26 protein-coding genes and 1 pseudogene are annotated in these 24538 nt (G+C 41.7%); 11 read left to right on the top strand and 16 right to left on the bottom strand.

What is annotated here, in order from left to right:
- Positions 1–123: 123 nt before the first annotated feature.
- Together ACH0QE_RS05515 and ACH0QE_RS05510 are read right to left on the bottom strand one after the other, a co-directional pair.
- Positions 124–615, bottom strand: a complete 492-nt coding sequence (locus ACH0QE_RS05515; RefSeq protein WP_415799688.1) for a VanZ family protein — start codon at positions 613–615, stop codon at positions 124–126.
- Positions 616–734: 119 nt separating this feature from the next.
- A complete protein-coding gene (locus tag ACH0QE_RS05510) occupies positions 735–2222 on the bottom strand; it encodes a recombinase family protein (protein ID WP_415799687.1) in 1488 nt (495 codons plus the stop codon).
- A gap of 85 nt (positions 2223–2307) precedes the next feature.
- Between ACH0QE_RS05510 and ACH0QE_RS05505 the strand changes: the two are divergent.
- Both ACH0QE_RS05505 and ACH0QE_RS05500 read left to right on the top strand, forming a co-directional pair.
- Positions 2308–3345 (top strand): annotated as a pseudogene (locus ACH0QE_RS05505) (hypothetical protein); the annotation flags it as partial.
- Between the two features lie 147 nt (positions 3346–3492).
- Positions 3493–4701 carry a M20 family metallopeptidase gene (locus ACH0QE_RS05500; protein ID WP_415799686.1) on the top strand — a complete coding sequence of 403 codons (1209 nt, stop codon included), beginning with the start codon at positions 3493–3495 and terminating at the stop codon, positions 4699–4701.
- A gap of 29 nt (positions 4702–4730) precedes the next feature.
- On the opposite strand, the gene ACH0QE_RS05495 is transcribed toward ACH0QE_RS05500, so the two are convergent.
- The 3 genes from ACH0QE_RS05495 to ACH0QE_RS05485 all read right to left on the bottom strand — a co-directional run bounded on the left by ACH0QE_RS05495 (position 4731) and on the right by ACH0QE_RS05485 (position 7500).
- On the bottom strand, positions 4731–5453 hold the full coding sequence (locus tag ACH0QE_RS05495) for an EcsC family protein (RefSeq protein ID WP_415799685.1): 723 nt from the start codon (positions 5451–5453) through the stop codon (positions 4731–4733).
- Between the two features lie 102 nt (positions 5454–5555).
- Positions 5556–6767: an ABC transporter permease gene (locus ACH0QE_RS05490; RefSeq protein WP_415799684.1), complete on the bottom strand. Its 1212-nt coding sequence runs from the start codon at positions 6765–6767 to the stop codon at positions 5556–5558.
- Positions 6760–7500 carry an ABC transporter ATP-binding protein gene (locus tag ACH0QE_RS05485; RefSeq protein WP_415799683.1) on the bottom strand — a complete coding sequence of 247 codons (741 nt, stop codon included), beginning with the start codon at positions 7498–7500 and terminating at the stop codon, positions 6760–6762. Before ACH0QE_RS05485 ends, ACH0QE_RS05490 begins: the two co-directional genes overlap by 8 nt.
- Positions 7501–8115: 615 nt before the next feature.
- Between ACH0QE_RS05485 and ACH0QE_RS05480 the strand changes: the two genes are divergently transcribed.
- The 7 genes from ACH0QE_RS05480 (at position 8116) to ACH0QE_RS05450 (ending at position 13262) form a co-directional block, all read left to right on the top strand.
- Positions 8116–8535 (top strand): HIT family protein, encoded by a 420-nt coding sequence (locus tag ACH0QE_RS05480; RefSeq protein WP_215024435.1) that lies wholly within the window; start codon positions 8116–8118, stop codon positions 8533–8535.
- 531 nt (positions 8536–9066) lie between these two features.
- On the top strand, positions 9067–10149 hold the full coding sequence (serC, locus tag ACH0QE_RS05475) for a 3-phosphoserine/phosphohydroxythreonine transaminase (protein ID WP_415799682.1): 1083 nt from the start codon (positions 9067–9069) through the stop codon (positions 10147–10149).
- Between the two features lie 124 nt (positions 10150–10273).
- A complete protein-coding gene (locus tag ACH0QE_RS05470) occupies positions 10274–10792 on the top strand; it encodes a tryptophan transporter (protein ID WP_415799681.1) in 519 nt (172 codons plus the stop codon).
- A gap of 410 nt (positions 10793–11202) precedes the next feature.
- Positions 11203–11574, top strand: a complete 372-nt coding sequence (locus ACH0QE_RS05465) for a YtxH domain-containing protein (protein ID WP_415799680.1) — start codon at positions 11203–11205, stop codon at positions 11572–11574.
- Between the two features lie 241 nt (positions 11575–11815).
- Positions 11816–12391 (top strand): HTH-type transcriptional regulator Hpr, encoded by a 576-nt coding sequence (locus ACH0QE_RS05460; protein WP_102261747.1) that lies wholly within the window; start codon positions 11816–11818, stop codon positions 12389–12391.
- A 348-nt stretch (positions 12392–12739) separates the two neighbouring features.
- A complete protein-coding gene (locus ACH0QE_RS05455) occupies positions 12740–12928 on the top strand; it encodes a hypothetical protein (protein WP_214705013.1) in 189 nt (62 codons plus the stop codon).
- 58 nt (positions 12929–12986) lie between these two features.
- Positions 12987–13262, top strand: a complete 276-nt coding sequence (locus tag ACH0QE_RS05450) for a hypothetical protein (protein ID WP_415799679.1) — start codon at positions 12987–12989, stop codon at positions 13260–13262.
- A 48-nt stretch (positions 13263–13310) separates the two neighbouring features.
- Here the strand turns inward: ACH0QE_RS05450 and ACH0QE_RS05445 are convergent, their stop codons facing one another.
- The 3 genes from ACH0QE_RS05445 to ACH0QE_RS05435 all read right to left on the bottom strand — a co-directional run bounded on the left by ACH0QE_RS05445 (position 13311) and on the right by ACH0QE_RS05435 (position 13751).
- Positions 13311–13403, bottom strand: coding sequence for a YjcZ family sporulation protein (locus ACH0QE_RS05445; protein WP_415799678.1), 93 nt, complete (start codon positions 13401–13403; stop codon positions 13311–13313).
- A gap of 90 nt (positions 13404–13493) precedes the next feature.
- Positions 13494–13577 carry a YjcZ family sporulation protein gene (locus tag ACH0QE_RS05440; protein ID WP_064503397.1) on the bottom strand — a complete coding sequence of 28 codons (84 nt, stop codon included), beginning with the start codon at positions 13575–13577 and terminating at the stop codon, positions 13494–13496.
- A 93-nt stretch (positions 13578–13670) separates the two neighbouring features.
- A complete protein-coding gene (locus tag ACH0QE_RS05435; RefSeq protein ID WP_023615406.1) occupies positions 13671–13751 on the bottom strand; it encodes a YjcZ family sporulation protein in 81 nt (26 codons plus the stop codon).
- 190 nt (positions 13752–13941) lie between these two features.
- Between ACH0QE_RS05435 and ACH0QE_RS05430 the strand changes: the two genes are divergently transcribed.
- On the top strand, positions 13942–14826 hold the full coding sequence (locus ACH0QE_RS05430) for a peptidylprolyl isomerase (RefSeq protein ID WP_415799677.1): 885 nt from the start codon (positions 13942–13944) through the stop codon (positions 14824–14826).
- 41 nt (positions 14827–14867) lie between these two features.
- Here ACH0QE_RS05430 and ACH0QE_RS05425 read toward each other — a convergent pair whose 3' ends face one another.
- The 7 genes from ACH0QE_RS05425 to ACH0QE_RS05395 form a co-directional block, all read right to left on the bottom strand.
- Entirely contained in the window at positions 14868–15050 is a 183-nt protein-coding gene (locus tag ACH0QE_RS05425) for a sporulation YhaL family protein (protein WP_415799676.1), read from the bottom strand.
- A gap of 147 nt (positions 15051–15197) precedes the next feature.
- Complete coding sequence (gene yhaM / locus ACH0QE_RS05420) at positions 15198–16142, bottom strand: 3'-5' exoribonuclease YhaM (protein WP_415799675.1); 945 nt, start codon at positions 16140–16142, stop codon at positions 15198–15200.
- A gap of 76 nt (positions 16143–16218) precedes the next feature.
- Positions 16219–19218, bottom strand: coding sequence for an ATP-binding protein (locus tag ACH0QE_RS05415; RefSeq protein WP_415799674.1), 3000 nt, complete (start codon positions 19216–19218; stop codon positions 16219–16221).
- A gap of 14 nt (positions 19219–19232) precedes the next feature.
- A complete protein-coding gene (locus tag ACH0QE_RS05410) occupies positions 19233–20456 on the bottom strand; it encodes a metallophosphoesterase family protein (RefSeq protein WP_415799673.1) in 1224 nt (407 codons plus the stop codon).
- 116 nt (positions 20457–20572) lie between these two features.
- Positions 20573–21268 carry a Type 1 glutamine amidotransferase-like domain-containing protein gene (locus ACH0QE_RS05405; protein ID WP_415799689.1) on the bottom strand — a complete coding sequence of 232 codons (696 nt, stop codon included), beginning with the start codon at positions 21266–21268 and terminating at the stop codon, positions 20573–20575.
- A gap of 620 nt (positions 21269–21888) precedes the next feature.
- Positions 21889–23142, bottom strand: coding sequence for an ABC transporter permease (locus ACH0QE_RS05400; RefSeq protein ID WP_415799672.1), 1254 nt, complete (start codon positions 23140–23142; stop codon positions 21889–21891).
- Positions 23135–24034 carry an ABC transporter ATP-binding protein gene (locus tag ACH0QE_RS05395; RefSeq protein ID WP_415799671.1) on the bottom strand — a complete coding sequence of 300 codons (900 nt, stop codon included), beginning with the start codon at positions 24032–24034 and terminating at the stop codon, positions 23135–23137. Before ACH0QE_RS05395 ends, ACH0QE_RS05400 begins: the two co-directional genes overlap by 8 nt.
- A 148-nt stretch (positions 24035–24182) precedes the next feature.
- Here ACH0QE_RS05395 and ACH0QE_RS05390 point away from each other — a divergent pair, with 148 nt between their 5' ends.
- Entirely contained in the window at positions 24183–24368 is a 186-nt protein-coding gene (locus tag ACH0QE_RS05390; RefSeq protein ID WP_415799670.1) for a YhzD family protein, read from the top strand.
- On the opposite strand, the gene ACH0QE_RS05385 is transcribed toward ACH0QE_RS05390, so the two are convergent.
- The coding region (locus ACH0QE_RS05385) for a hypothetical protein (protein WP_415799669.1) at positions 24359–24538 on the bottom strand (180 nt) is incomplete at its 5' end. The genes ACH0QE_RS05390 and ACH0QE_RS05385 overlap by 10 nt on opposite strands.

Here is a 24538-nt window from a genome sequence, read left to right as displayed (position 1 = left end):
AGAGTGGAAATATCTTTAGGTAATGAATGGATCGACTTCGTCGATTCGAGTGATAATTAATTTCAAAGGGAAAATTACAGAAAAAAAAACCGTCTTTCAACGGTTCTTAATGAAAAATAACTATTATGACTGAAATTGGTGTTTGGACTTTTGTTTCAATAATTTTTGGATAAAAGTTGATTTCCAAATTCCAAATCCTATCAAAGCACCTAGCATATTAAGAATAAAATCATCTATGTCGAAACTACCTCTTCTTGATACTAATTGTATGACTTCAATTACAAAAAACAATATGGTCATTGAAAGTGAAAAAACACTTACTTTGTATATTCCTTTTATAAAGTAAGGGATATAGATACCCATTGGCAAAAACATAAACAAATTACCAACAAGGTTTTTAATTGGAATATCCATATTCATACTTCCGTCAAATATCGCCTTAATATATGTACTTATCGTTTTAAATGGAACAAAATTCGAAGACCTCTTGATGTATTCTATCAATGACAAATCTGTGAATATGAATCCTCTTGTACCTAAGAATAATAAAACTACCAATGCTAATAAATAAAACACAAAACTTAAACTAATAATAACTCTAACGACTCTTTCCATTTTATCCCTCCTTGTGCCACAAATTATTTTAACATCGTTAACTTAGTCAGTAAATCCTTATTTCATTAATCTGACAGAAAGTTGAAGTAAAATTGAAATAAAAAACCCCTTAAGTATAATCACTTAGGGGCTATGGTTAATTTTATAACTTCTTCCTCTTCACCGAATGCATTAGCTTCAATTCCTCTAAAGTAGTAAATTTTATCAATTAGGAGTTTTAACAAACGGTTTGCTTCTTCCTTATTTGTACACTCTTCAATCTTGGTATAGTTAAGCTGTCCTTTACCTTCAGGCAAATTTAATTCCTCTTTAATCATACCGATAAGCTTTAGTTTCTCCTGATAACCTTGTGATAACTTAGCGGTGTCCAGTGATGATAATTCATCTTGTAATTCGGCTATCTTACTGGAAAGGGCAATAAGTTCATTCTCTGATTCTGTTTTAATTTCTTCAAACTCTGCCTTAGATAGTTCACCGTCTAAACGCATTTCCCTAGCATTCTTAAGCCTTTTGTTTAACTTCTCCTGCTTCTTTGTTAGTTCGGTAAGCTGTCCTTCAATGTTTCCCCTTTTGTCCTCTAACGGTGTATCCAGTGCCTTCTGCCATTCTTCTCTAAAGTGAAGTTCAACCCAATAGAATTGTGCGTAAAACTCTGCCAGTAATGTTTCTTCTTTTACTCCTGGCATACCGCATTCACATTTCTTAGTTACCATTGCATCTTCATATACTTCTCTTCTTTTTAACTGAAAACTAATCTTTCTACCGCAATTATCACAGTAAACTAAATCCTTTAGAATGGTTCTCACCTTACCTTTTGTTCTTACTCTTTGTTCCCTATCTCCTGCAAATCTTTCCCTCATAGCATAATCAGCCTTCTTAAAGGTATCCTTATCCACGATAGCAGGAAAGGCATCTTCTACCCTAATATCTTTGTAAATCATTGTTCCAGTATAGGCTTCATTGCGTAATATATTTTGAACTGATTTATAAGGCTTACCAGTTATATCAGATATTGATTTCCCACCGTATCCATTTATCGCAAGGTTAAATATTTTCCTAACGGTTTCGGCTTTTTCATTCGGTACAAAGGTTCGCTTCTTATCTTTGTTAAGAATGGAATCATATCCGTATGGTGGTCTACTTGCTACGATTTCACCTCTAAGGGCTTTATCCCTTTTACCTTGAAGCATCCTCTTTCTAATTTGCTTATATTCTCCATGTGCTAGGGTGGATTCAATAGCGTAAAGAGTAAAGTCTTGTTCGGTGTATATCCTTTCAGGTGTAATAACTGGAATACCTGCTTTTTCTAATCGTTTGAATATATGAATACTGTATTCTAAATCACGACTTAAACGGTCAATAGCTGTAACAACAACCGCATCATATTTCTCTAAATCATCCAATAAACTATTAAGGGCTTCCCTTGCTTCCATCCTAGCCTGCCCTGATATGATTTCCTCAAATATGGTGTAAGTGTATCCTCTTTCCTCACATAGCCTTACAAGACGTTCTCTGTGACTTTGTAGGGTGTCAACGTTCTCCCCTTTATCCCTTGAAATACGAAGGTAAACTGCTACGTTCTTTATGATGTTGTTGTTTGTTACCACTTCGATGTCAACTCCTTGATGTTAGTATTATTACCTAAAGCCAATGATACCAACACTTTTAAGTGGTGTCTATAAGTGCTTTTAATGGTTCTTCTGGCCTTCACCTGCTGTAGCATTGATGGGGGCCGTCCTTTTACCGGTTGCTGTCAGAGTCGGATTGCCTGCGCTTGGGGTAGCCGTCGCAATGAACCTCTTCGGGCACGGAATTGCCCTGTCCGGCGACTTTGTCATCCAGGCAGCTCCAAAGCTGACAGCTGATGCAGCTGGCATTCCTGTCAGCTCGGTTGTTCAGGCCAGTATCCCGCTGGTCATTGTCATGGGTCTAGTCACAACGGTCACCGCTTTTTATCTATTAAAAAGAGACATGAAAAACGGCAAACTAAAGGGCGGCGGTACACTCGAAGTGGAACTTGATCAAACTAGTGACCCAAGCTTGCTATCAGACGGTGCCAGGAAATTTTTCGCCCTTCTGGTCCCAATTTTATTTGCAGCAGATGTCGCAGCAATGTCCATTCTCAACTTACAAGGGGGCGATGCAACCGCACTGGTAGGCGGGACCTCGATCTTCATCCTTCTTCTCATTTCCATCGCAGCACATAAAAATAAAGGGCTCGAGAAAACAACCAGTTACCTTATCGATGGATTCCAGTTTGGATTCAAGGTTTTCGGGGCAGTCATCCCAATCGCCGCCTTCTTCTACCTTGGTGATTCAGGCTTCACAAAAATTATCGGGGAATTCCTGCCAAAAACTTCGCAGGGAATTGTAAATGACCTCGGAGTGGCGCTGGCTTCTGTTGTCCCGCTCAACGCTGAAGTTGGTGCGGTAACCCTCACTGCTGTCGGCGCAATTACTGGTCTCGATGGATCAGGGTTTTCCGGAATTTCTCTCGCAGGATCGGTGGCAGCGATTTTCTCGACTGCCATAGGTGCCGGAGCGGCTACCCTTACTGCCCTTGGTCAAATTGCTGGCATATGGGTCGGCGGCGGTACTTTAGTTCCATGGGCATTGATTCCAGCAGCCGCGATTTGCGGAGTCGATCCATTTGAACTAGCTAGAAGGAATCTGCTTCCGGTTACAATCGGCCTGATCGTCACCACCATCGTGGCGATGTTCCTGATTTAAAATACTGGATGCCATTACAAGGCTCCATTTATATACGAAGCTTCCTTTATGGGAGCTTCTTTTGCTATGGTTCTAAAAGGTTTTTATTCAATTTATGTGCTATAATTATTTAAATTATCAAACTATTTCGCATAAGGAGTGAATCAATTGCAGGATCAGCTTTTTAAAAAGATCGAAAACCTTTATCCGGAAATGGTGGAAATCCGCCGTTATATGCACCAACACCCTGAATTGTCTTTCCAGGAAGTGAACACAGCACAATATATCCAATCGTTTTACGAAAAACTTGGGGTTGAGGTCCGAGCAAATGTAGGCGGGAATGGTGTAGTCGCAAAAATCCACGGTGCCCGGCCAGGAAAAACAGTCGCACTTAGAGCTGATTTCGATGCCCTGCCGATACAGGACGAGAAAGATGTACCATATAAATCATTAGTTCCAGGAGTCATGCATGCATGCGGCCATGATGGTCACACAGCGACATTATTGGTGCTTGCAAAGGTCCTCTATGAAGCCAGGGAAAAATTGCAGGGAACTTATGTGATGATTCACCAGCATGCTGAGGAGTACGCTCCAGGCGGCGCGATATCGATGATCGAAGATGGCTGTCTTGAAGGCGTGGATGCGATTTTCGGTACCCATCTGTGGGCCACTGAGTCGACAGGAACCATTCAATACCGGATTGGACCAATCATGGCAGCTGCTGACCGATTTGAAATAGCAATCCAGGGAAAAGGCGGACACGGCGCGCAGCCACATAAGACAAAGGACGCCATTGTTGCTGGAGCACAGCTGGTTTCAACTTTACAGCAGATAGTCAGCAGACGTGTCGATCCTGTCGATTCCGCCGTTGTAACCGTCGGTTCATTCGTAGCAGAAAATGCCTTCAATGTAATTGCCGATAAAGCAAAGCTGATTGGAACAGTCAGGACATTCAACGAATCAACCCGGGATTTCATCGCAAAGGAAATCGAAAAAGTAGTCAATGGCACCTGCCTGGCAACAGACTGCACATATGACTACCAGTATGAAAAAGGCTATCCAGCCGTCGTCAACCATGCAGCAGAAACTGAATTCCTGATAGACTGCGCAACAAAAGTACCGGAAGTGACAAAGATTGAAGAAAGTGATCTTCAAATGGGTGGCGAGGACTTTTCCTACTACCTCCAGCATGTAAAAGGGACCTTCTTTTTCACCGGTGCGAAGCCAGAAACAGAAGGGGCGTATCCGCACCATCACCCAAGATTCGATTTTGACGAAAAAGCGATGGTCATAGCCGCAAAAACTCTTTGCGCAGCCGCATTGAACTATCAAATAAAGGAACAACCCCAATACGAAAAACGCGAGACTTTAGCTTAAAAGTTCCAATATAAAAACACCTCCGCATCTCAAAGTTGCGGAGGTGTTTTCAGGATCCTTATCCTATAGGCATTCATCGCTGTTTCACCTAGCTGGTCGAGCAGATTGTAATTTGCGTAAGCCCCTACAACAGCCCCAATCCCGGGCATCAGCTGCAGCATTTTGGCAAAATCAATATAATCTCTGTATTCCTGCTGAAATTGCTGCCAATCCAGCTCCGTTAATTCAGCTTTTCTTGCTTCCCAGTTTTCAATCAAGTCCAGTGTCTGCTTTCGATGGTCATCGCTTGAAAAAGCCAGCTGGAAAACATAAAGGATAAAAAGTCTTTCTTCATATCTTGAAGGGTCGTAACCATATACCGATGCAGCCTCAAAAAGAAATTTCATTTTAATCGATAAAAGCAATGGAAAATCCGCCATTCCGAGCAGTATGCCCCCGGCTCCAGTTCCAGCCCCTTCGACAGCCGCCGTCCTTTTGAATGCAGACATCTTTTTATGAAGCTCCTGGTCTTTCTCAGCAAGTGTCAGCCCTGTTCCTTGCTGCTTTTTTGTCGTGTAATTCGATCCCGCCAGAGTTGCCTTGACCATGTTCTTAATACTTTCCGTCAAAAATTGATGGACTCTGTCTGGAATCAGCTGATTCACTTTCGTCTGCGCCTTCTTTGAAGCACGCGCCAAAAGGCTTGAACGTTTATTCAGCTTCCGCTTCCAGTCGAGAACCTCTTCATAAGCCTTCAATTCATATTCATTCATGCTTTCACCCCTTGTTTTTACTATTACGTCTCAAACACAAAAACGATTCAAAAAAAATCCTTTTCATAAAAGCTCAAAGCGATTACGAAAAGGATTTCCAAATTAGGATTTCAGCTTGCTCTGACTGTAAAAATAGACAAAGAACAGTGAAAATGCAATTCCAGAAGCTAATACAATCGCTCCTAATATCAGATCGCCTTTAATGAAAACTGTCCCTGCAAATACAGCTGCCTGAAAAATCATTATTCCCAGCAGCAAGCTCGTAAAGGATTTCTTCCTTGCATTCTCCGGCACAGGGTACAGACCGACCCATAGTTTGTTATGATGATGGTTCCATAACGGCAAAAGCTGGAACCCTGTCAAATACATGAAAAGCAAAGCAAATAAAATTTGTCCCGGACCATATGAGAGGAAATAAATCGCTGCTCCTCCTATCATAGTGAGACGGACAAGCAATCCGAAATAATCCCCTGATCTTGCGAAGGTCCTTAAGTAGAGATGGCTGAAGGCCAGGTGCTGCTTGTATGGAATGATGTTAACAAGCCAATCTAGCCATTTTCTTCTTTTCGTGCGGTCTCGCAGCTTTGGAACATCCGTAAACATATTGGCCACACGGTAAAAGGCGTTCATCCGTCTTTCTTCGTCCTCGATCAACTGCTCCCACTTCAAACCTTTGTCCATCGCCTGTTTTTTATAGTAAAAATAAAGCATGATTAAAACTACGACTGGAACGGCTGTAAAAATCAACTGGGCACCTGAAAAGATAAAATACCAAAGCACAACATTAACACAAAAACGAATGATGCTATCCGTCAATTTTACGTTCTTCTCAATAAAATACTGTACATTCCAGCGTATCAATATATTTGTCCATTTTATGAGAATGAGTGCAATTAAAAGGATGAAAAACGATTTAAAATCGGCACCATGTATTTTTACATGAAGCGGCATAAGCACTGCTAGTACAAGCAGCAATAAATAGGACTGCAGGCTCAGGCTAAATGTAATCGATTTCTTGAAATAAACATCCAATCTGGTTTCAAGCGGCAATAAAAATATTTTATCCGCCTCGGTCAAAAATGTCTGAATTGGACTATATGTAAGCACAGCAGAAAGAATCAGGGAGATGATCCACGCTGCCGGGAAATCAGGCTGCAGCGTTTCAATCCACTCTTGATAATAAAAAGCTGCTGAACCCAATAAAAACAGGACGACAATCACTAAATGGCCGTTAAAAATGTATCGCAGGTAGCTTCCGGTTTCCTTGGCAAAAGTACCGAAACGCTCCTTCCATAAGTGCTGCGGATTAAACATAGTCTTCTTCCTTTGTCAGTTGAATATACAGGTCATCCAGTGTTGCGCCAGGCATCTGGAATTGGTCCCTCAACTCTTCAAGCGTCCCATGTGCCCTGACCTCTCCATTATGGAGAATGACAAAACGATCGCAATAACGTTCTGCCGTTGCGAGGATATGTGTCGACATCAAAATGCCAGCCCCGTTTTCCTTCATCTTATCCATCAGATCCAACAAAGATTGAATCCCAAGTGGATCAAGGCCGACAAATGGTTCATCAACGATGTAAAGTGAAGGTTGTACCAAAAATGCGCACATGATCATAACTTTTTGTTTCATCCCTTTTGAAAAATGGGCAGGGAACCATTTCAACCTTTTGCTCATCCTGAATTCCTTTAATAATGAATCTATCCGCTGCTCATATTCTTTTTCCTCCAGGCCATAGGCCATTGCTGTCAGCCGCAGATGCTCTTCAAGTGTCAATTCATCATAAAGAATAGGGGTTTCAGGTACAAAGGTAAACTGCTTCCGGTATTCTTCCTTGTTTTCCAAAAAGGTTCTGCCATTAATTTTAATTTCACCCTTATGTGGTTCCATCAAGCCAATCACATGCTTAATCGTTGTACTTTTTCCGGCGCCATTCAGACCAATCAATCCAACGATTTCATTTTCATTGACAGTGAAACTTACATTTTTCAATACCGGATTCCTTGTATAGCCACCCGTTACCTGGTTAATCTCCAATAAAGACATGTACAACGCCCTTCCAGTTCGTATTTCTGTACCGTTATTTTAACAAATCCTCATCGATTAGGAAAAGCTTCAACTTTTATCGAAACTTTTTCGCATATATGCTGACAATCGGGGCATCATAATTTTTGAAGGGGAAACAAGCAATAATTCGAAATGAGGTGTCTGTTAAAGACATATTATTCGATTTATAAGCACACTGACTTCAACGTTCAAACAAGGGGATGGTTGCATTGCGCTACGTAAATGTTAACCCAGCCGTTCAGTAACATCACTCCACATTTTGAAATGAGGTGTGTGTCGCAGATCACTTCCCGCTTTATAAGTTGTGAAACCGATTAAAGCAGATAAGGGGATGGTCCGATTGAACCAGGTACTGAATAACCCATCATTTTTATAATTCAAATGAATTGAAAATGAGGTGTTTATCAAAGGTAGACCTGCTGAGAACGTCAATGAACAGTAATTAGTTCCCCCTTCAGGGACAGGATTCCAAGCGGATCCTGTCCTTCTTTCTTTATTCATATTGGCAAAATGTGATAAAATACCATAAAAAACCGCAGAGTCCTGGAATTGAACGGGACAGAAGCGAAATACACAAACGAAAGGGTGGAAGAAATGAGTGATTGCATTTTTTGCAAAATCATCAACGGCGATATCCCCTCAGCAAAAGTATATGAAGATGAGAACGTCCTTGCATTTCTCGATATCAGCCAGGTCACGAAAGGACACACACTTGTGATCCCAAAGGTACATAAAGAAAATGTTTACGAACTAACTGACGAGATTGCCGCGAACGTATTCAAGGCAGTCCCAAAAGTCGCTAATGCAATTAAGGCTGCATATGATCCAATCGGCCTGAATGTGCTTCAAAACAACGGCGAAGCAGCTGGCCAATCAGTCTTCCACTTCCACATGCATTTGATTCCACGCTATGGCAATGGTGATGGCTTCGGCGCTGTGTGGAAAACACATCAGGATCAATATACATCCGACGATTACCAAAAAATCGCCGCAGAAATCAATAGCAAGATTTAGACTTCCGCATTGCGGGAGTTTTTTTATTGGTGCTAAATTTAGATTTTCTATTGGACACTCTTCTGGCTATTCACATTGTGTTTGTCCGATAAAGACTTCCTATCGGACATTCTTTGCGGTTTCTCCCTCACGTTTGTCCGTTAGAGCCTTCCTATCGGACATTTTTTGCGGTTCTCCCCTTGCGTTTGTCCGATAGAGCCTTCCTATCGGACACTTTGTGCGATTCTCCCCTTGCGTTTGTCCGATAGAGCCTCCCTATCGGACACTTTTTGCGATACTTCCCTAGCGTTTGTCCAATAGAGCCTTTCTCTTTCGCCTTGCTTCACTCGCGTTTGTCCGTTAGACCTTCTTTAAGAAGCATGCTCCATACAACTATGTGCTCCTTAACGACTATTTTAAAAAATCCACACTTCTTTAAAAATTATTTTAATTTTTCTGAAATCATTAGAATTCTGCTTGAATTTCTTGTAGCATGATGATAACTTTAACACATTAAAGACATACCGTAATTAAATTTTCGGGGGGATCCATATGAAACGAGCGCTCAATTTTAATGCTGGTCCGGCTGCATTGCCTGAGTCAGTACTAGCCAAAGCAGAAAAAGAAATGATGAATTATCAAGGCAGCGGGATGGGGGTCATGGAGCTTAGCCATCGCAGCAAGGAATTCGAGGAAATTAATGAACGCACAAAAAACCTTCTCAGGAATCTGCTCACCATTCCTGATGAATATGAAATTCTTTTTCTCCAAGGTGGTGCAAGTCTGCAGTTTTCGATGGTCCCAATGAACCTGCTTGAAGAAGGATCGCCAGCGAGTTATGTCCTTACCGGCACATGGTCAGAGAAAGCGTTCAAGGAAGCTCAGAAAATTGGAAATGCCATGATAGCCGCATCTTCCAAAAATGCCAACTATAGATTTATCCCCAGTACTTCAGAATTCGACATTCCAGCTGCATCTTCCTATCTCCACATTACTACGAACAATACCATTTACGGAACACAGTGGCATTCTATTCCTGAGAAACTGCCAGTTCCGCTAGTTGCTGACATGTCCAGTGACATTCTCAGCCGGCCTATAAATATATCTTCGTATGGACTCATCTATGCAGGTGCGCAGAAAAACCTGGGACCATCCGGTGTCACAGTTGTCATCATTCATAAAGATTTGCTAAATCGTTCTAGGCCAGGGCTCCCTTCTATGCTCAATTATCGGGTCCAAGCTGATTCACAATCGCTTTATAACACACCCCCTACTTTATCGATTTATTTCCTGATGCTTGTGCTTGAATGGGCAGATTCACTGGGAGGGGTAAAACAGCTTGAACAGCTGAACAAGCAGAAAGCGGGATTGCTTTATGATGCGATAGACAGCAGCGGCGGGTTCTATACAGGGCATGCTGAAGAAAAGAGCCGCTCATTGATGAATATCACCTTTACACTCGATAATGATGATCTGACTTCTGCCTTCCTGTATGAGGCGGAGGAATCCGGCTTTATAGGGCTTGCCGGCCACAGGTCTGTCGGCGGATGCAGAGCATCGATCTATAACGCCGTTCCACTCCAAAACGTTGAAAAACTTGCTGACTTTATGAATTCATTCAGGGGCAGAAATTAACAGAATACTAACCCTTTACTCAATTAAAATATGTGTTATAATTGGAGAAAGCTTTTCGCTGCAGGCATAGAGAGCACTGCAGGAGGAGTACTAGTTAGCTAGAATAGCAGAGGAGAGATGAGAAATGAATACGAAGAATCTTGTAGCATTGTCACTTTTAGTGGGGATGGGAGCCGTCTTGCACGTGGTTGTACCCGGTTTTTTCCTGGGGATGAAGCCAGATATGATGCTGACGATGATGTTCCTTGGGATCATCCTGTTTCCTGACAAAAAGAGTGTACTACTGGTTGGAGCCGTTACTGGACTGATTTCAGGATTGACTACTACTTTCCCAGGAGGCCTTGTTCCGAACATCATTGATAAGCCTGTTACTGCGTTTGTCTTTTTCGGGATCCTGCTGGCGCTGAAAAATTTCAAGTTTTCGATTTATACTGCTGCTGGCCTTACAGCGATTGGAACCATAGTTTCAGGAATCGTTTTCCTTGGTTCTGCATATTTCCTTGTCGGCCTGCCAGGACCGTTCACTGCATTATTCGCAGCGGTTGTCCTTCCAGCAGCAGCATTTAACGCCGTTTTCATGGGTATCCTTTATCCTGTGGCAACGAATATTTTTAAAAGAGCAAAGCTTGCTGAAATCCATTAAAAAATATCTGCCCCTGTCTATAACGGACAGGGGCTTTGTTATGTCTATTGGAATGTGTAAAAGATAATCCCAATCAATAAAAAAATTGCTCCTCCCCCTGCCAGCGTCCCTGCTCTCTTTCGCAGAAGCGCCTTCGGAGGATACATACCCGGCTTCTTTAACGCAAGGAGATGATGGACGGCCCCCACAAAGAAAGCAACGCTGATGAGAAATACTACACTTGTAAAAATCTCTACTCCCCTCCTCTCCTTCCTGAACACGACCTTACTATATTTTTATGCCTGTTAATTTAAGGCTATGAAGCTAATAACGTTTATTTGTGCCAGAATAGGAAATTAAATATAGAAGAAAAGAGGAATCGTGATACATTTGGAGAACATATACAGAAAAATCGATGAGGTGGTCAAAACATGAATGCGAAAAAAGTTTTATCAGGAATGGTTATTGGTGGTGTTGTAGCAGGTATTGCAACACTGCTTGCAACTCCAAAATCAGGATATGAGACGCGAAGAACTCTTATAGCCAATAAAAATGAATACATCGGATCCATTAAGGATATAAAGGATTCAGCAGTTGAATTAAAAAATACAGTGGCCACTGCTTCAAAAGAAGGAAAAGCCTCTATCCAAACATTTATTACCGATGTCAAGACGGCTATCTTTGAGTGGAAGCTTGAAACCGAAGAAAACAAGAAAGGTCTTCAGGAAGATGTAATGGAGCTTGAAGAATCGATTAAAGACTTGGAAACTGAATTGGCGGCAGCTAATTCTAAAGAAAAGTAATCAGGAACAATCCTTCCCCTTAAGTAAAATTTTTCCGGTGGGAAGGATTTTCTTTTTTTATCAAGAAAGATATATTATGCAAATGGCGTTTTTGTTATGACAATTAAAAAATTACATAAAAAAACACCCGACTTTAGATGGAATTTAACAAATTCAAAAAATTTTGTAAATTTATATCTTTATTAATTTTTGTTTTATTGGCATAATGAAAATAGAAACAATAAAGTAGGTGAATATGAGAATGGGAGATAAAAATTATTCTATGAAAGAAGCAATGATATTTAGCCAGAGAATTGCCCAGTTGAGTAAAGCCCTTTGGAAGTCTGTTGAGAAGGACTGGCAGCAATGGATCAAACCATTCGACCTGAATATCAATGAGCACCATATTTTATGGATTGCTTATCATTTGAATGGAGCTTCGATTTCAGATGTGGCAAAATTTGGTGTCATGCATGTTTCCACTGCTTTCAACTTTTCCAAAAAGCTTGAGGAACGTGGTTATTTGAAGTTTTCCAAGAAGGAAAGCGACAAGAGAAATACGTATATCCAGCTTACGGAAGAAGGCGAAGGTATATTGCTCGCTTTGATGGAAAACTATGAGCCAGATACTAATGCCGTTTTTTCAGGAGCCATGCCACTGAAGGAACTATATGGAAAGTTTCCGGACATCATTGAAATCATGGCAATTGTTCGTAATATTTATGGCGATGACTTTATGGAAATATTCGAGAAGTCTTTTTCGAATATTGACAGCAAGTTTTCTGACCAAGACGGTACCCTTAAAAAAATAGATCCAGCCGAAAAGGAGTATGCTTAATACTTTATGTATGATGTCACTCCAACAATAGAGGAAGGATAACCCCTCGGCGCTACAAACTTGTCCACTTCCTCTGGCTGTAGCTTTTGGCTGGATTTCAGCTGAAATCATCTTATAAAGCGGATGAATGAACATAACCCCCTCCGCTTTTTGTTCTTCCAATGGTTTGCTCATTCCCTCACATTCAAAAGCATGCTTACAGTTTGGCAAATCTTGATTTCAGTTATCTTCCTTTCAACCCTCCTGCACCAAATAACTAGCTATATGCCTTTATCAAATAACTATCTTTTTCTTAAAATATTTGTTATTGTATTTAAGATAAAAAGATTGCTAAGGAGGGATTCTTCGATGATCTCCATTTTGTTCGTGTTTGTCCTATTTGCTGCTTTCATTCTTTTCTATATAAATAAGCTTACAGATTCCCTCTGCATCCAGAAGGAAATACCTGAAGACAAACATGCGAAAATTTTCAGGACGATCAATATTTTAGTTACAATCTTGCTAATTTCATCATTCGTTGAAATTTTGTATACGTGACTACATAAAAAAGCGCAAGCGCCTCGGTCAGCCCCCACAAGCACTGGAGGTCCTGACAGTGAAGTCGTTCTTTGACTTCATTGGCAGGACCGAAACCGAAAAGTATAGCCGACTGTCCAGAAACGTAGAAACTGGAGACTCCGACAAAAAAGCGCTTTTTACTTCTGCCGGCGGAGTTGAAGTTTCGGAGTTTCTAGGAGGCGACACTAGACAAGCGTCTCGAGGGGCTAGGTGCTGGAGCTGGACATTTCTCGGAGTTGAAATAATAAAATACTGTTTACATAAATTAAGCGGTGAGGTCTCCCTCACCGCTTTTTATTTCCAAAATCGTTGATTACTTTTGAATGATTAAGGCATGCAGAAAGCATTGCCCCATCGATGCTTACAGCCAAGATGCACCGATGATGATTAACAGAATGAACAAGACAACGAGCAATGCAAAGCCGCCGCCACATCCATGTCCTCCTCCAGACATTGAGGTTCCTCCTTTCTGCTAAGAACTTGCCTTAACATCGTTGTTCAGAAATATGGGGGCAAAATTGCCCCCATATTCTTTACTCAGAGATTAAAGCCAAGCTGCACCCACGATGATTAACAGAATGAATAACACGACAATTAACGCGAAGCCGCCGCCGTATCCTGCACCCATATTAACACCTCCTTCCAAAGTGGTTATGATATCTTATTCAAGTAATGTCGTTTCCGCATAGGCAACTATCCTGCATTACTTGCATTTTGTTGATTACAGGTATGCTGCACCTACAACGATCAGCAAGATAAACAGGACAACGATTAACGCAAAGCCTGAATTATAGTGGCCCATTATCAACTACCTCCTTTTTTTCTCTTCTCTACATCCTATGCACCGGTAAACAAACGGTATAGATATCCGCCCACCTCAATTAATCCAAAAATATCCATTACTTATTTTTTGTAGAAAATTAAAAATATGTTATAGTAGAGTTTGTGGATTAAAACGGCCACTAGAATTTTCTGTTTAGGAGATGTTCACCATGAAAAAAATGATAATTTCCCTCACGGTTGCAGCCGGAGTTATGGGACTAGGTGCATGCAGCAACGATAATGCCGATTCTTCAGAAGTCATCGTTGAGTCGAAGGCAGGCAACATTACTAAAGAAGAGCTTTACCAATCAATGAAGGAAAAGTACGGAGAGCAAGCACTTCAAGAATTGTTATACCAAAAAGTTCTCGCGGAAAATTATAAAGTGACTGATAAAGAAGTTGAGGAAAAAGTGGCCGAGCTTAAGGAAGAGCTTGGAGAGAACTTCGAGCTAGTTCTTCAGCAAAACCAGCTTAAAGACGAGGAAGAATTAAAAGAAGTCCTTAAAGACCAGCTTCTTATGGAAAAAGCTGCACTGAAAGATGTAAAGGTCAGCGAAGATGAGATTAAGAAGCGCTACGAGGAGTACAAGCCTGAAATCAAGGCGAGTCACATCCTTGTAAAAGATGAAAAAACAGCACAGGAAGTAAAGAAGAAGCTTGAAGAAGGCGCAAAGTTTGAAGACCTGGCGAAAGAATATTCTCAAGACCCTGGATCAGCTGCAAAAGGCGGAGACCTTGGATTCTTCGGCCCAGGGAAGATGGTTCCTGAATTTGAAGAGGCGGCTTACGCTCTTGAAGTAAATAAAATCAGCGAACCTGTAAAATCACAGCACGGCTTCCACATCATCAAGGTAACTGAGAAGAAAGAAAAAGAATCTTACGAAAAAATGAAGGACGAGCTTGAGTATGAGTTGAAGCTTGCTCAGCTAGACTCTAACAAGATTCAAGAGGTTCTAAAACGTGAGCTTGATAAAGCTAATGTAAAGATCAAGGATAAAGACCTTAAAGGCGCTGCTGAATTCCCAGAAGCAGAAGCACAAACACAACCACAATAAGTGAAAAAACACTGGCTCCATGTCTGGAGACCAGTGTTTTTTTATGCTTCCACCGAATGTTCACGCCGTTCTTTTTCCCGCTCAAGTCGCTTCATATAAAGCTCGCCTTCACGTTCAATGCTTTCCATTTCTTCTTTTCGTTCTTCTTTCCCTGTTTTCACTGCCATGAAGGCACTGAATACAATCCCTGCTGCGACTGCTATTACCCAGATTGGAATTGACATTTTTTCATACCCTCCATTTAAAAGGTTGTCCAAATTGAACTCTTACAGTATTAATATGAGGTTTATTTTTAAATATGCCTTAGGAGATCAAAAAAGATGAAAAACAAAAAGGCCCTCTCCATAGAATTGGAGTGGACCTTTTGCTTTTTACTTATGGAATACAGGCTTGTAAAAAGACCGGTTATCAAGAGCGAATACTCTTTCGGAGAACTCACCTGGTTTAACCCTGGCAAGCGCGCGGTCGAGCATATTCATTTTTGCATCAAGATTATCGATGTAATGCAGAATTTCCGCCTCTTTAATCATTGGCGGTTTCGGGCTGCCCCATTCTGCTTTCCCGTGATGGGACAATACCATATGCTGAAGAATAACTACTTCCTCCCCGCTGATTCCTAATTCATCGGCTGCCTTGCCAATTTCATTGACCATGATCGATATATGTCCGAGCAAATTCCCTTCAACTGTGTAAGTTGTTGAAATCGGGCCTGATAGCTCCATGACTTTTCCTAAATCATGAAGGATGACTCCCGCATACAAAAGATCCTTATCAAGGCTAGGATATAGTGTTGCGATTGATTTAGCTAGGTCCAACATGGAGACAACGTGATACGCAAGTCCTGAAACAAATTCATGATGATTTTTAGTCGCCGCAGGATATTCCATGAAAGCATTCATATGCTTCTTCAATAAATGTCTGGTAACCCTTTGGATGTTAGGGTTCTTCATTTCGAAAATATATTGGGTGAGCTTGCTGCTCATTTCATCCTGGCTGACAGGGGCTGTTTCAAGAAAATCAGATAGTTTGACAGAGTCAGCTGTTGAAGCAGGCCTGATTTGCCTGATTTTCAACTGGTTTCGCCCTCGGTAATTCTGGATATCTCCCTGGACTTTTACAATGCTCTCAGCACAGTAAGTAGCTTCATCTTCGTCGGAAACATCCCAAAGCTTTGCTTCTATTTCCCCGCTCTGGTCCTGAAGGATGAGTGTCAAAAACGGCTTCCCATTGCTGGCAATCCCTTTTGACGAATGCTTGATCAATAAAAATAATTCTACCTGGTCCCCTGTTTCGTGATTCAAAATTCCTTTATTCATAGTTAACCGCCCTCTCCTCTCTGCAACAGTATAACATACAGAGTCTATTGTCTCTGATTCTCAAACCATGGCATTTTTAAACTATATTTGTACTTTTTTCTTGCAGATTGAGAATTTCATTTTCCGTAAAGTAGTCCAGCAGATGACGATGGCATGTAAAAATAAGAATTTGATTCTTGTTGCTCATTTCCCTTTGCAGCTTAATAATACTGGCAGTCCTTTTATAATCAAAATTGACAAAACTGTCATCGATGATAATCGGGAATGGATAACGATCATAATGTTCGGCTGCAAGGGCCAGCCTGATGGATACATAGACTTGTTCTGAAGTTGCCTGGCTAAGTTCATTCGCTTCAAATAACATATGATCATTTCTTTCAATCAGAAAACCGCTTCCAGAAAGTTGAGGAATGATTTTCACATAGCGTCCATCAGTCAAAATCGACAGGAAGTTCTCGGCCTTGGCCAACATTCTCGGCAAGCGCTCCTCCTTATAACGGTCTATTGTCCTCGATAGCAAATCCTGGGCAACTGCAAACTTTGCCCAATCCTTCGCATCTTCTGCAAACTCATGCTGAAGCTGCTTATATTTATGGAGCAATTCACTGTATATACCGCCTTCTTCAAGTACCTTCATTTTATGCTTTACATCGGCGATTACATCAAACTGTGTGGTTAATTCCCTCTTGCTCTGTTCTAGCCTCAATTCATTTCCCTCGATTTGTTCCTCAAGCGAAACTCCTGTTAGAATCTTGTCACGATCCTCATCGGTCAATCCAGATGCAAGCAGCTGATAATTTATATCCTCCAGCCTTGCACTCCAGTTTTTCACCAATGCAGCATCCTTCGCTTTCTGCCTGAATTCATCCTCATCTTCTGTTCTTGCCAGAGCAAGTAACCCTTTCTTTTCTTGACTGATCACTAATTCTTCCTTCTGAAGTGATGAATGTTCTTCTTCAACTTCCTCTAGTTTCACGGTCAGTTCGTGATACCTCGACTTCTGGTCAATTTCTTCACGCAATGTCCTCTTCAGCAGACTAGCTGCCTCTATCGGGGCAAGATTGCTATTATGAAGAAATCGTTCAGCAAGCATTTTCAGGCTATTTTCCATTTCCATTAAAGATTCAGTTACTTTCTTTATGCTTTCTTTTATTCTCTTCCTCTCACGGAAATATTGCTTCTGCGTATCTATTAATTGATAGGCATCCATAACTTTGATAGTGCCTACAGTTTCCGTTAGACCAAATTGCTTCAGTAATTCTGCCCTTTTCCGCCTTATACCGGCAATATCTGTTTCCCATGCTTCAAATTGCTGGACAACTTTTTCAAAACGATCATGCTGCTGCTCGATTTTTATGAGCAGTTCACGATGGCGCAGCCTCACCTCTTCGTCCCTGGCAAGCAGATTTTTGATTGTAAAAGCACTGCCTTCCGGCTGGCTGCCTAACGCATCTTTTAACTCTCTTTCCCGCTCCAGCAACTTGGATAGGATTTGGTCCTCCACTGGCATTTTCTCATTTGACTTATAGCGCGCAGCCAACAAAAACAACAAACCTGCTATCCCGATTCCAGCTAATAACCATGTGCCATTTGTGATTCCCCAAAGGAACACAATGAGAAAAATACCTCCGAGAAGTAGTAACTGATTATACTCTTTCTTTTGTTGCTTTTTTCTTCTGTTTTTTTCACTTTCTTCCCTGGATTTGGCCGCTTCAACCTGGTCTGCCAGATAATTTAATTCGGACTGGATTCTATCTTTATTCTCCAGGTGATCCATTTCGTTCACTAATTGATTTCGCTTTCCTTCATCAAGAAGTTCAGCTTTTGCACCTTCAGCCCTTGCCTCAAGTTCTGCTAGTGCCTTTTTCTCCTCTTCAAAGTCAGCCTCCAACTCCAGCTTTTTATCTCTTAATCTTTGCTCTGTCTGCTGGATGTTTTCGGCCTCTTCCTTAATAAAAATACTTGTGTTGATTTCATGGATATTTTCTTCATTGAAGTCTGTATGAAGCTTGTCATTTAGCTGACTTATTTCTTCTGTTATTTCCTCCAGTTTGGATTCAAGAAGTCTTTTTTCCTGCTTCAGTTGTTCATATAAAGGCAGATTCTCAATTCTGGCTTCAATTTCAGTTTCCATTCCGAGTAATTCAGAATTCGGCCTGTTACTCTCCAGTTCTTTCAGGAAATGGTCCTTCTTCTCTTTTATCCTTAACAATCTTGCCTGGATGACCTTAAGCTGCTCGTCCAATTTCTCAAGAAGGTTCAGACCATCTCCCGGAAAAAACCCCGAATCATGCTCACGGATTTTGCTCTCTATCGTTGCGGCTTCTATGACAAGCTTTTCATTTCGCTTGTACTCACGAAGCTTAAGCCCTTTTTGCTCCAGCATTGCAATTTCGTTCTGCAACTGAGCAATTTTCTTGGTCAATCCATCTTTCGTACTCATCAGCTCCGAATATTCTTCGTTCTGCTGTTCTGCGATTTTCAATGAGGTTTGGACTTCCTTCAACTCTTTCAGTTTCTCATTCAATAACGGCCTCTTCCCACTTGGCTTAAAGCGCTGCTCCATTTCCTTTGTAAGGAAACTCTCCGTATTAAAGAGCTTATCTGTACCAAGCGTTCCGGCAGAGAACAAGTACCTGCCAAGCTCTTCTCCTTTCATTGCATGGATATTTTGCAGTCCATGGACATTGAACGAATAAATAGCCTGGAAAATGCTTTTATCCATTCTTTTCAATAGATCCTTAAGTAACTCTTCACCGCCAATCGTCCCGTCCTCAAGGGATACTGTCACATCGCCGGTAGCCTTGCCTTTCACTCTCTCAATGACAGCCACTCCCCTGTCAGGAAAAAAGGCTTTTATTTTGCCGCCATACTTTGAATTATTCTTGGGCTCATAGCGGATTTCAGCACTTTGCTTAGCCGGAAAGCCAAACAGGATACTGTGGATGAATGACATGATGGTAGACTTCCCTGCTTCGTTTTCGCCATAGAAAATCTGCAATTGCCCTACAGAGCTAATCATATAATCCTCGAGCTTGCCATATCCGTATATATGCAGTTCAATAAGTTTCATCATGCTGCCTCCTTTCATTAATTTTTCAGCAGCAGTTGCAGCAGAATCCTTTCGGCATCCTCAATCAGCTGTTCTTTTTCACTTTCCGACAGCAGCCCTAAATGCCTTCTAGCCTGGCTGTGCTGGAATAATGGAGACAGTGAGTCTTTTAAATCATCGTAATGCTCAATAGAATTGAATAACTCCTCATAAAAATCGCTTTGCTTAATCAATTCAGCGCGGTCGACAGCAATGTTTTCAGTAAATTTGAGTCTGTGCACCCAGACAAAAGACTCCTCATCCTTTTCAGCTTCCTGCAGAAGTTCAAGGAGTTCACCACTAGCTACTTTTTCAATCACATCTGCCTGACCCGAATCCAGGTTATCAATCCGGATATCCAGCAGTACCCCTTTTCCTTCTCTTCTTTTCCCATCAATGACGGCCAGGCATTTTTCATAAGTGGCATTGAAGCTTAGGGAATCCTTCGCGTCAATAACTGTTTCGTCCCATATCACATCAGCTGTTTCAATAAAAGAAACCTCGGATCCAGCTTCTGTCAACTTAACAATATACGCCCCTTTTTCTCCGGACTCCTTCCTGTTTCGTCCCTGGGGATTGCCAGGATAGACAACATAAGGCTGCTGTGATAAAAACTCCCTCTTATGAATGTGGCCAAGTGCCCAATAATCATAGTCTTTATCAATAAGCTCGGATAACCTGAAAGGTGCGTATTTCCCATGATCACTCACTCCCTCAAAATGACCATGAAGCAAACCAACGTGAAAATTTGCGCCATCAATCTTTTTATACTTCTCAATCCATCGCTCCATTACATGCCGCTCAGGATAGCTGAATCCGTACAAATGGACAAGAGTGCCATCATGCTTCATAAAATCAGCCTTTTCCACCTGATCCGAGAAAAAGTGAACATTATCCGGAAAATCAATAGTCACAGATTTTGCGCCAAGATGGTCATGGTTTCCGTGAATCCCATATACCTTAATCCCTTTTTCAGCGAGCCTCTCCATTTCATTGCGAAGAACAGCCTGAGCCCGAATGCTCCGGTCCTCAGCATCGTATAGATCACCTGCAATGACGACAAAATCAACTTCATGTTTGATAGCAGCATCCGTAATATTTTTCAAGGCTGCAAAAGTACTCTCCTGCAACCTGTGAAAAATGGCTTTTGGCAAATGCCTCAGACCGACCATCGGACTATCAAGATGAAGGTCGGCAGTATGTAAAAACTTCACCTGTTTCATTTTGTTATTCCTTTCCCGTCCTATTTTCTTTTATTTTAACATGCTCAAAATACGAATGCACGTTCTACCAACATAATCAAAAAAACTGCAGTTCTCATCTAAACTGCAGTTTCACTTTATCCGAGATACATGGTTTCTACTACTGTTTCCCGCACTTTTCCTTCTGTCTTGCAGACATGATAAGCTTTTGCTTCGGGCCTTGAGCTTACGGCCTTAACTAATTCCTCATCGATAAAGTGCAATGCAACTCCATCATCAGCGGCAAATCCTCCGGAAATCCTTCCCGAACCTACAAATCTCTTATAAGCAGGCCGGCGTTCCTCTTCACCATCATAATGCGGGCAATTGCTCCCTTTCAGGAACCCAAGAGCTTTTAGCGGTTCAAGTCCGCTGCCCAAAGAATCTGTTACCCCTTCCTGAAACCAGCAGATCGAGCCGGCGCTTACTCCAGCCATTATTTTGCCCTGCTGCCAGGCTTTTCGCAGGATGGTATCCAATTCCCATTCCTTCCAAAGAGCCAGTAGGTTTTTTGTATTGCCTCCGCCCACATAAATAATATCTTTATCCATAACATAGGCTTCAAGGTCCCTTGTCGGCGGACTAAATAATGACAGATGTGAAGGGATGCACTCATGGCTTTCAAAAGCTTTATAGAATCTTGTAATATAATTGTCAGCATCTCCGCTGGCCGTCGGAACAAAACAAACCTTTGGCGTCTGCTTTTCCGACTGCCCCAGGATATATAAATCCAACAGCGGATTCTCCGGCTCCATCGAAAAACCCCCGCCGCCCATCGCAATAATCTGCCGCAACACGAACACTCTCCTTCTTTAAATCTAGTAAACTTGTGACCGTAATCGTCGTATCCTCATCTCTATGGGAACATGTTTGCTGTTTATGTGACCGTCTTTGACGTTTCCTCTACTCTACGGGCACATGTTCGCCGTTTATGTGACCGTCTTTGACGTTTCCTCTCCTCCAAGGGCACATGTTTGCTGTTTGTGTGACCGTCTTTGCTTTTCGCTCTCCTCTACGGTCACATGTTCGCCGTTTATGTGACCGTCTTTGACGTTTCCTCTTCTCCACGGGCACATGTTTGCCGTTTATATGACCGTTACTGCTTTTCCCTCTCCTCCACGGGCACATGTTCGCCGTTTATGTGACTGTCATTGCCGCTTCCTCTTCTCCACGGGCACATGTTTGCCGTTTATATGACTGTCATTGCCGCTTCCTCTTCTCCACGGGCACATGTTCGCCGTTTATGTGACCGTCATTGACGTTTCCTGTTCATTTCGGGCATATGCGGCCCTTGATGTGACTGTAATTTCCTCTTTACTTCGGGTATATGCAACGTTATCCTTAATAAATATTCCACTAAGCATTTCGAAATCCCTGTAAAAAAGCCGCAATCCGAGGATTACGGCTTTTACCATTATTCGTTTTTCGTTAGCTGCAGTGCTTTTTTGATGTCCTTGAATGAATTTGATTTTCCGTACATCAGGACTCCACCTCGGTAGACTCTAGCACCAAATACAGCCAAGAAGGCTATTGTGGCAACGAGGATACCGATTGATAAGGCGATTTCCCAGAAAGGAATGTTCAGCATCCCTACACGCAGGAACATCAGCATCGGCGAGAAAAATGGAATGAAGGATGTATATTTTACAAATGGCGCTTCTGGCTGGCCCAGCCCAAACATCGCCATCATGAAACCAGCGACAACAAGCATTGTCATCGGCGTGATCATTTGCTGGACATCTTCAATCCTGCTGACAAGAGAGCCCAGGAATGCAGCCATAGTCGCATACAGAAAGTAACCTAATATGAAGAAGATTACCGCATAAACGATCGTGCTTGCTGCAACGTTCCCAAAACCAAAAAACTCGAAGAATCCACCTTCCATGTTTTCGAGATTCTGCTTGATTGAAAAGTAACCTACTAGCAAGAGAGCAGCTAGCTGTGTCAAGCTCAGCAGCCCAATCCCGAGAATCTTCGCAAACATTTGCTTGATAGGGGATACACTGGATATCATGATTTCCATTACTCTTGATGATTTTTCAGTTGCGACTTCCATAGCGATCATGTTGGCGTACATGATGACCGCAAAATAAATGATGAAAAGAAGAACATAGACCAATCCTCTTGCCTGATTCAGTTCCTCTTCCGTCTTGGCATCTTCTTCAAGAGCAGATTTTTCGAATTCAACTGGAGCATAAAGTTTTTCCAATTGATCTGGAGCGATATTGATTTGAGTGGATGCCATTGCCGTCTTAATCTGCTGTAATGCCGCCTGCAGGTCTCCAGGAATAGCAGAATCCGCAATGCTCATCGCTTTGTAGGAAGCTGCCGGAAGCTTTTCATTGTTTAAGCTTAATTCGAGTAAACCTTTATACTTTCCTTCCTCGACTGCTTTCCTGGCACTTTCTTCATTTCCATCATACTTTTCCAAGACAAGCTCTTCGTTGACCATCTTCATTTGCTCATTCAGCGGCTTAAAAAGCTGGCCAGTCTCGTCAATGACAACGATTTTATCTGCCTCATCACCTTTATTGAAAAAGTCAATGATATTAGTCATATTTGTGAGTGCTAGCATAATTCCTACGGTCAGAACCGTTGTAACTAAGAAGGATTTTGTTTTCAATTTGCTCATGTATGTATGGATTAGGATGATAAAAAAATTATTCATATGAATCACCCACCTTTTCGATGAAAATATCATTTAGACTTGGTTCTTCAAGAACAAACTTGCGGATAAATCCTTTGCCAACGATATTCTTTAGAATGTCTTCAGCAACCTGCTCACCCGAAATTTGAAGGTGGATTCCCTCTGCTGTCATTTTAGCTTTTATAACGCCAGGATAATCCTTTAGGAATGAAGTATCAAAATCGGCATGGATGACCAGATTCTTTTTACCGAAGGATCTTTTGATTTCTCTGAGGGCCCCATGAACGACAGGGCTGCCTTTGTGCATGATGCAAATATGCTCACACATTTCTTCCACATGCTCCATCCGGTGACTCGCAAATACGATAGTCGTGCCCGCATTTTTGAGTTCGAGGACAGCCTCCTTTAATTGCTCTACATTCACCGGATCCAGTCCGCTGAAAGGCTCATCAAGGATCAACAGCCTTGGCTTATGGATGACTGCGGCAATGAACTGGATTTTTTGCTGGTTACCCTTTGAAAGCTCTTCAACCTTTTTATCCGCATACTCTGGTACCTTGAAGCGATTAAGCCAATAATCAAGCTCCTTGAGGGCGGCTTGTTTGCGCATCCCTCTTAACCTCGCAAGATAGACGATCTGTTCGCGGACCTTAAGTTTTGGATAAAGTCCCCTTTCCTCCGGCAGGTAACCGATAATACTGCTCGTTTCATAATTGATTGGCTTGCCATCCCACGTAATCCTTCCGTCCGAGGCATCAAGGAGACCAAGGATCATCCGGAAGGTTGTTGTCTTCCCGGCGCCATTTGCACCAAGAAATCCGAACATTTCTTTTTCTGGTATATTGAGCGAAAGCTGATTCACTGCTGTGAAATTGCCAAATCTCTTTGTAACTTGTTCAAGTCGTAAGACCATATTAATCTTCCTCCTTTTCCAATAAATTACTACGAATTTTATAGGGGAATAGTTTCATATTTTAAACATATTTTTTATTTTGCATATTTAAAAAAGTTATGCAAAAATAATAGTAACAGTCTGAATTTTATAAAAAGGGGAAGTTGTGATGGATACTTACAAACTGACAGCCTTTGAACCAAATGGGGAAAAATTGATTGACGAGTCATTCCAGGCCGGCAACGATGAAGAGGCGAAAGAAATCGGTGCAAAAATGCTTGAAGAAAAAAACCTCATCGACAAGACGCACCGCTGTACATCACCTAGAGGAAAATTGGTTCTTTTTCACCCATAAGAAAAAGCAAAGAGGTCAAATCCTCTTTGCTCAGTTTGTCGACAAAAGGGGTTCGGAATGTTCTCATTCCGAACCCCTTTTTGAATTTCAGCGGATTTTTCATGGGAAATAGACTCTCTTAGCTTTAATTCTAGGCCATTACTGGACTTCTCCATGTCCAGTTGGCCATC

This window comes from Mesobacillus sp. (assembly GCF_047739415.1).
In the GTDB taxonomy this organism is placed as follows: Bacteria; Bacillota; Bacilli; order Bacillales; family Cytobacillaceae; genus Mesobacillus.
Note: the sequence above shows the minus strand (reverse complement) of the source record. Positions and strands in the feature narration are given on the sequence as shown.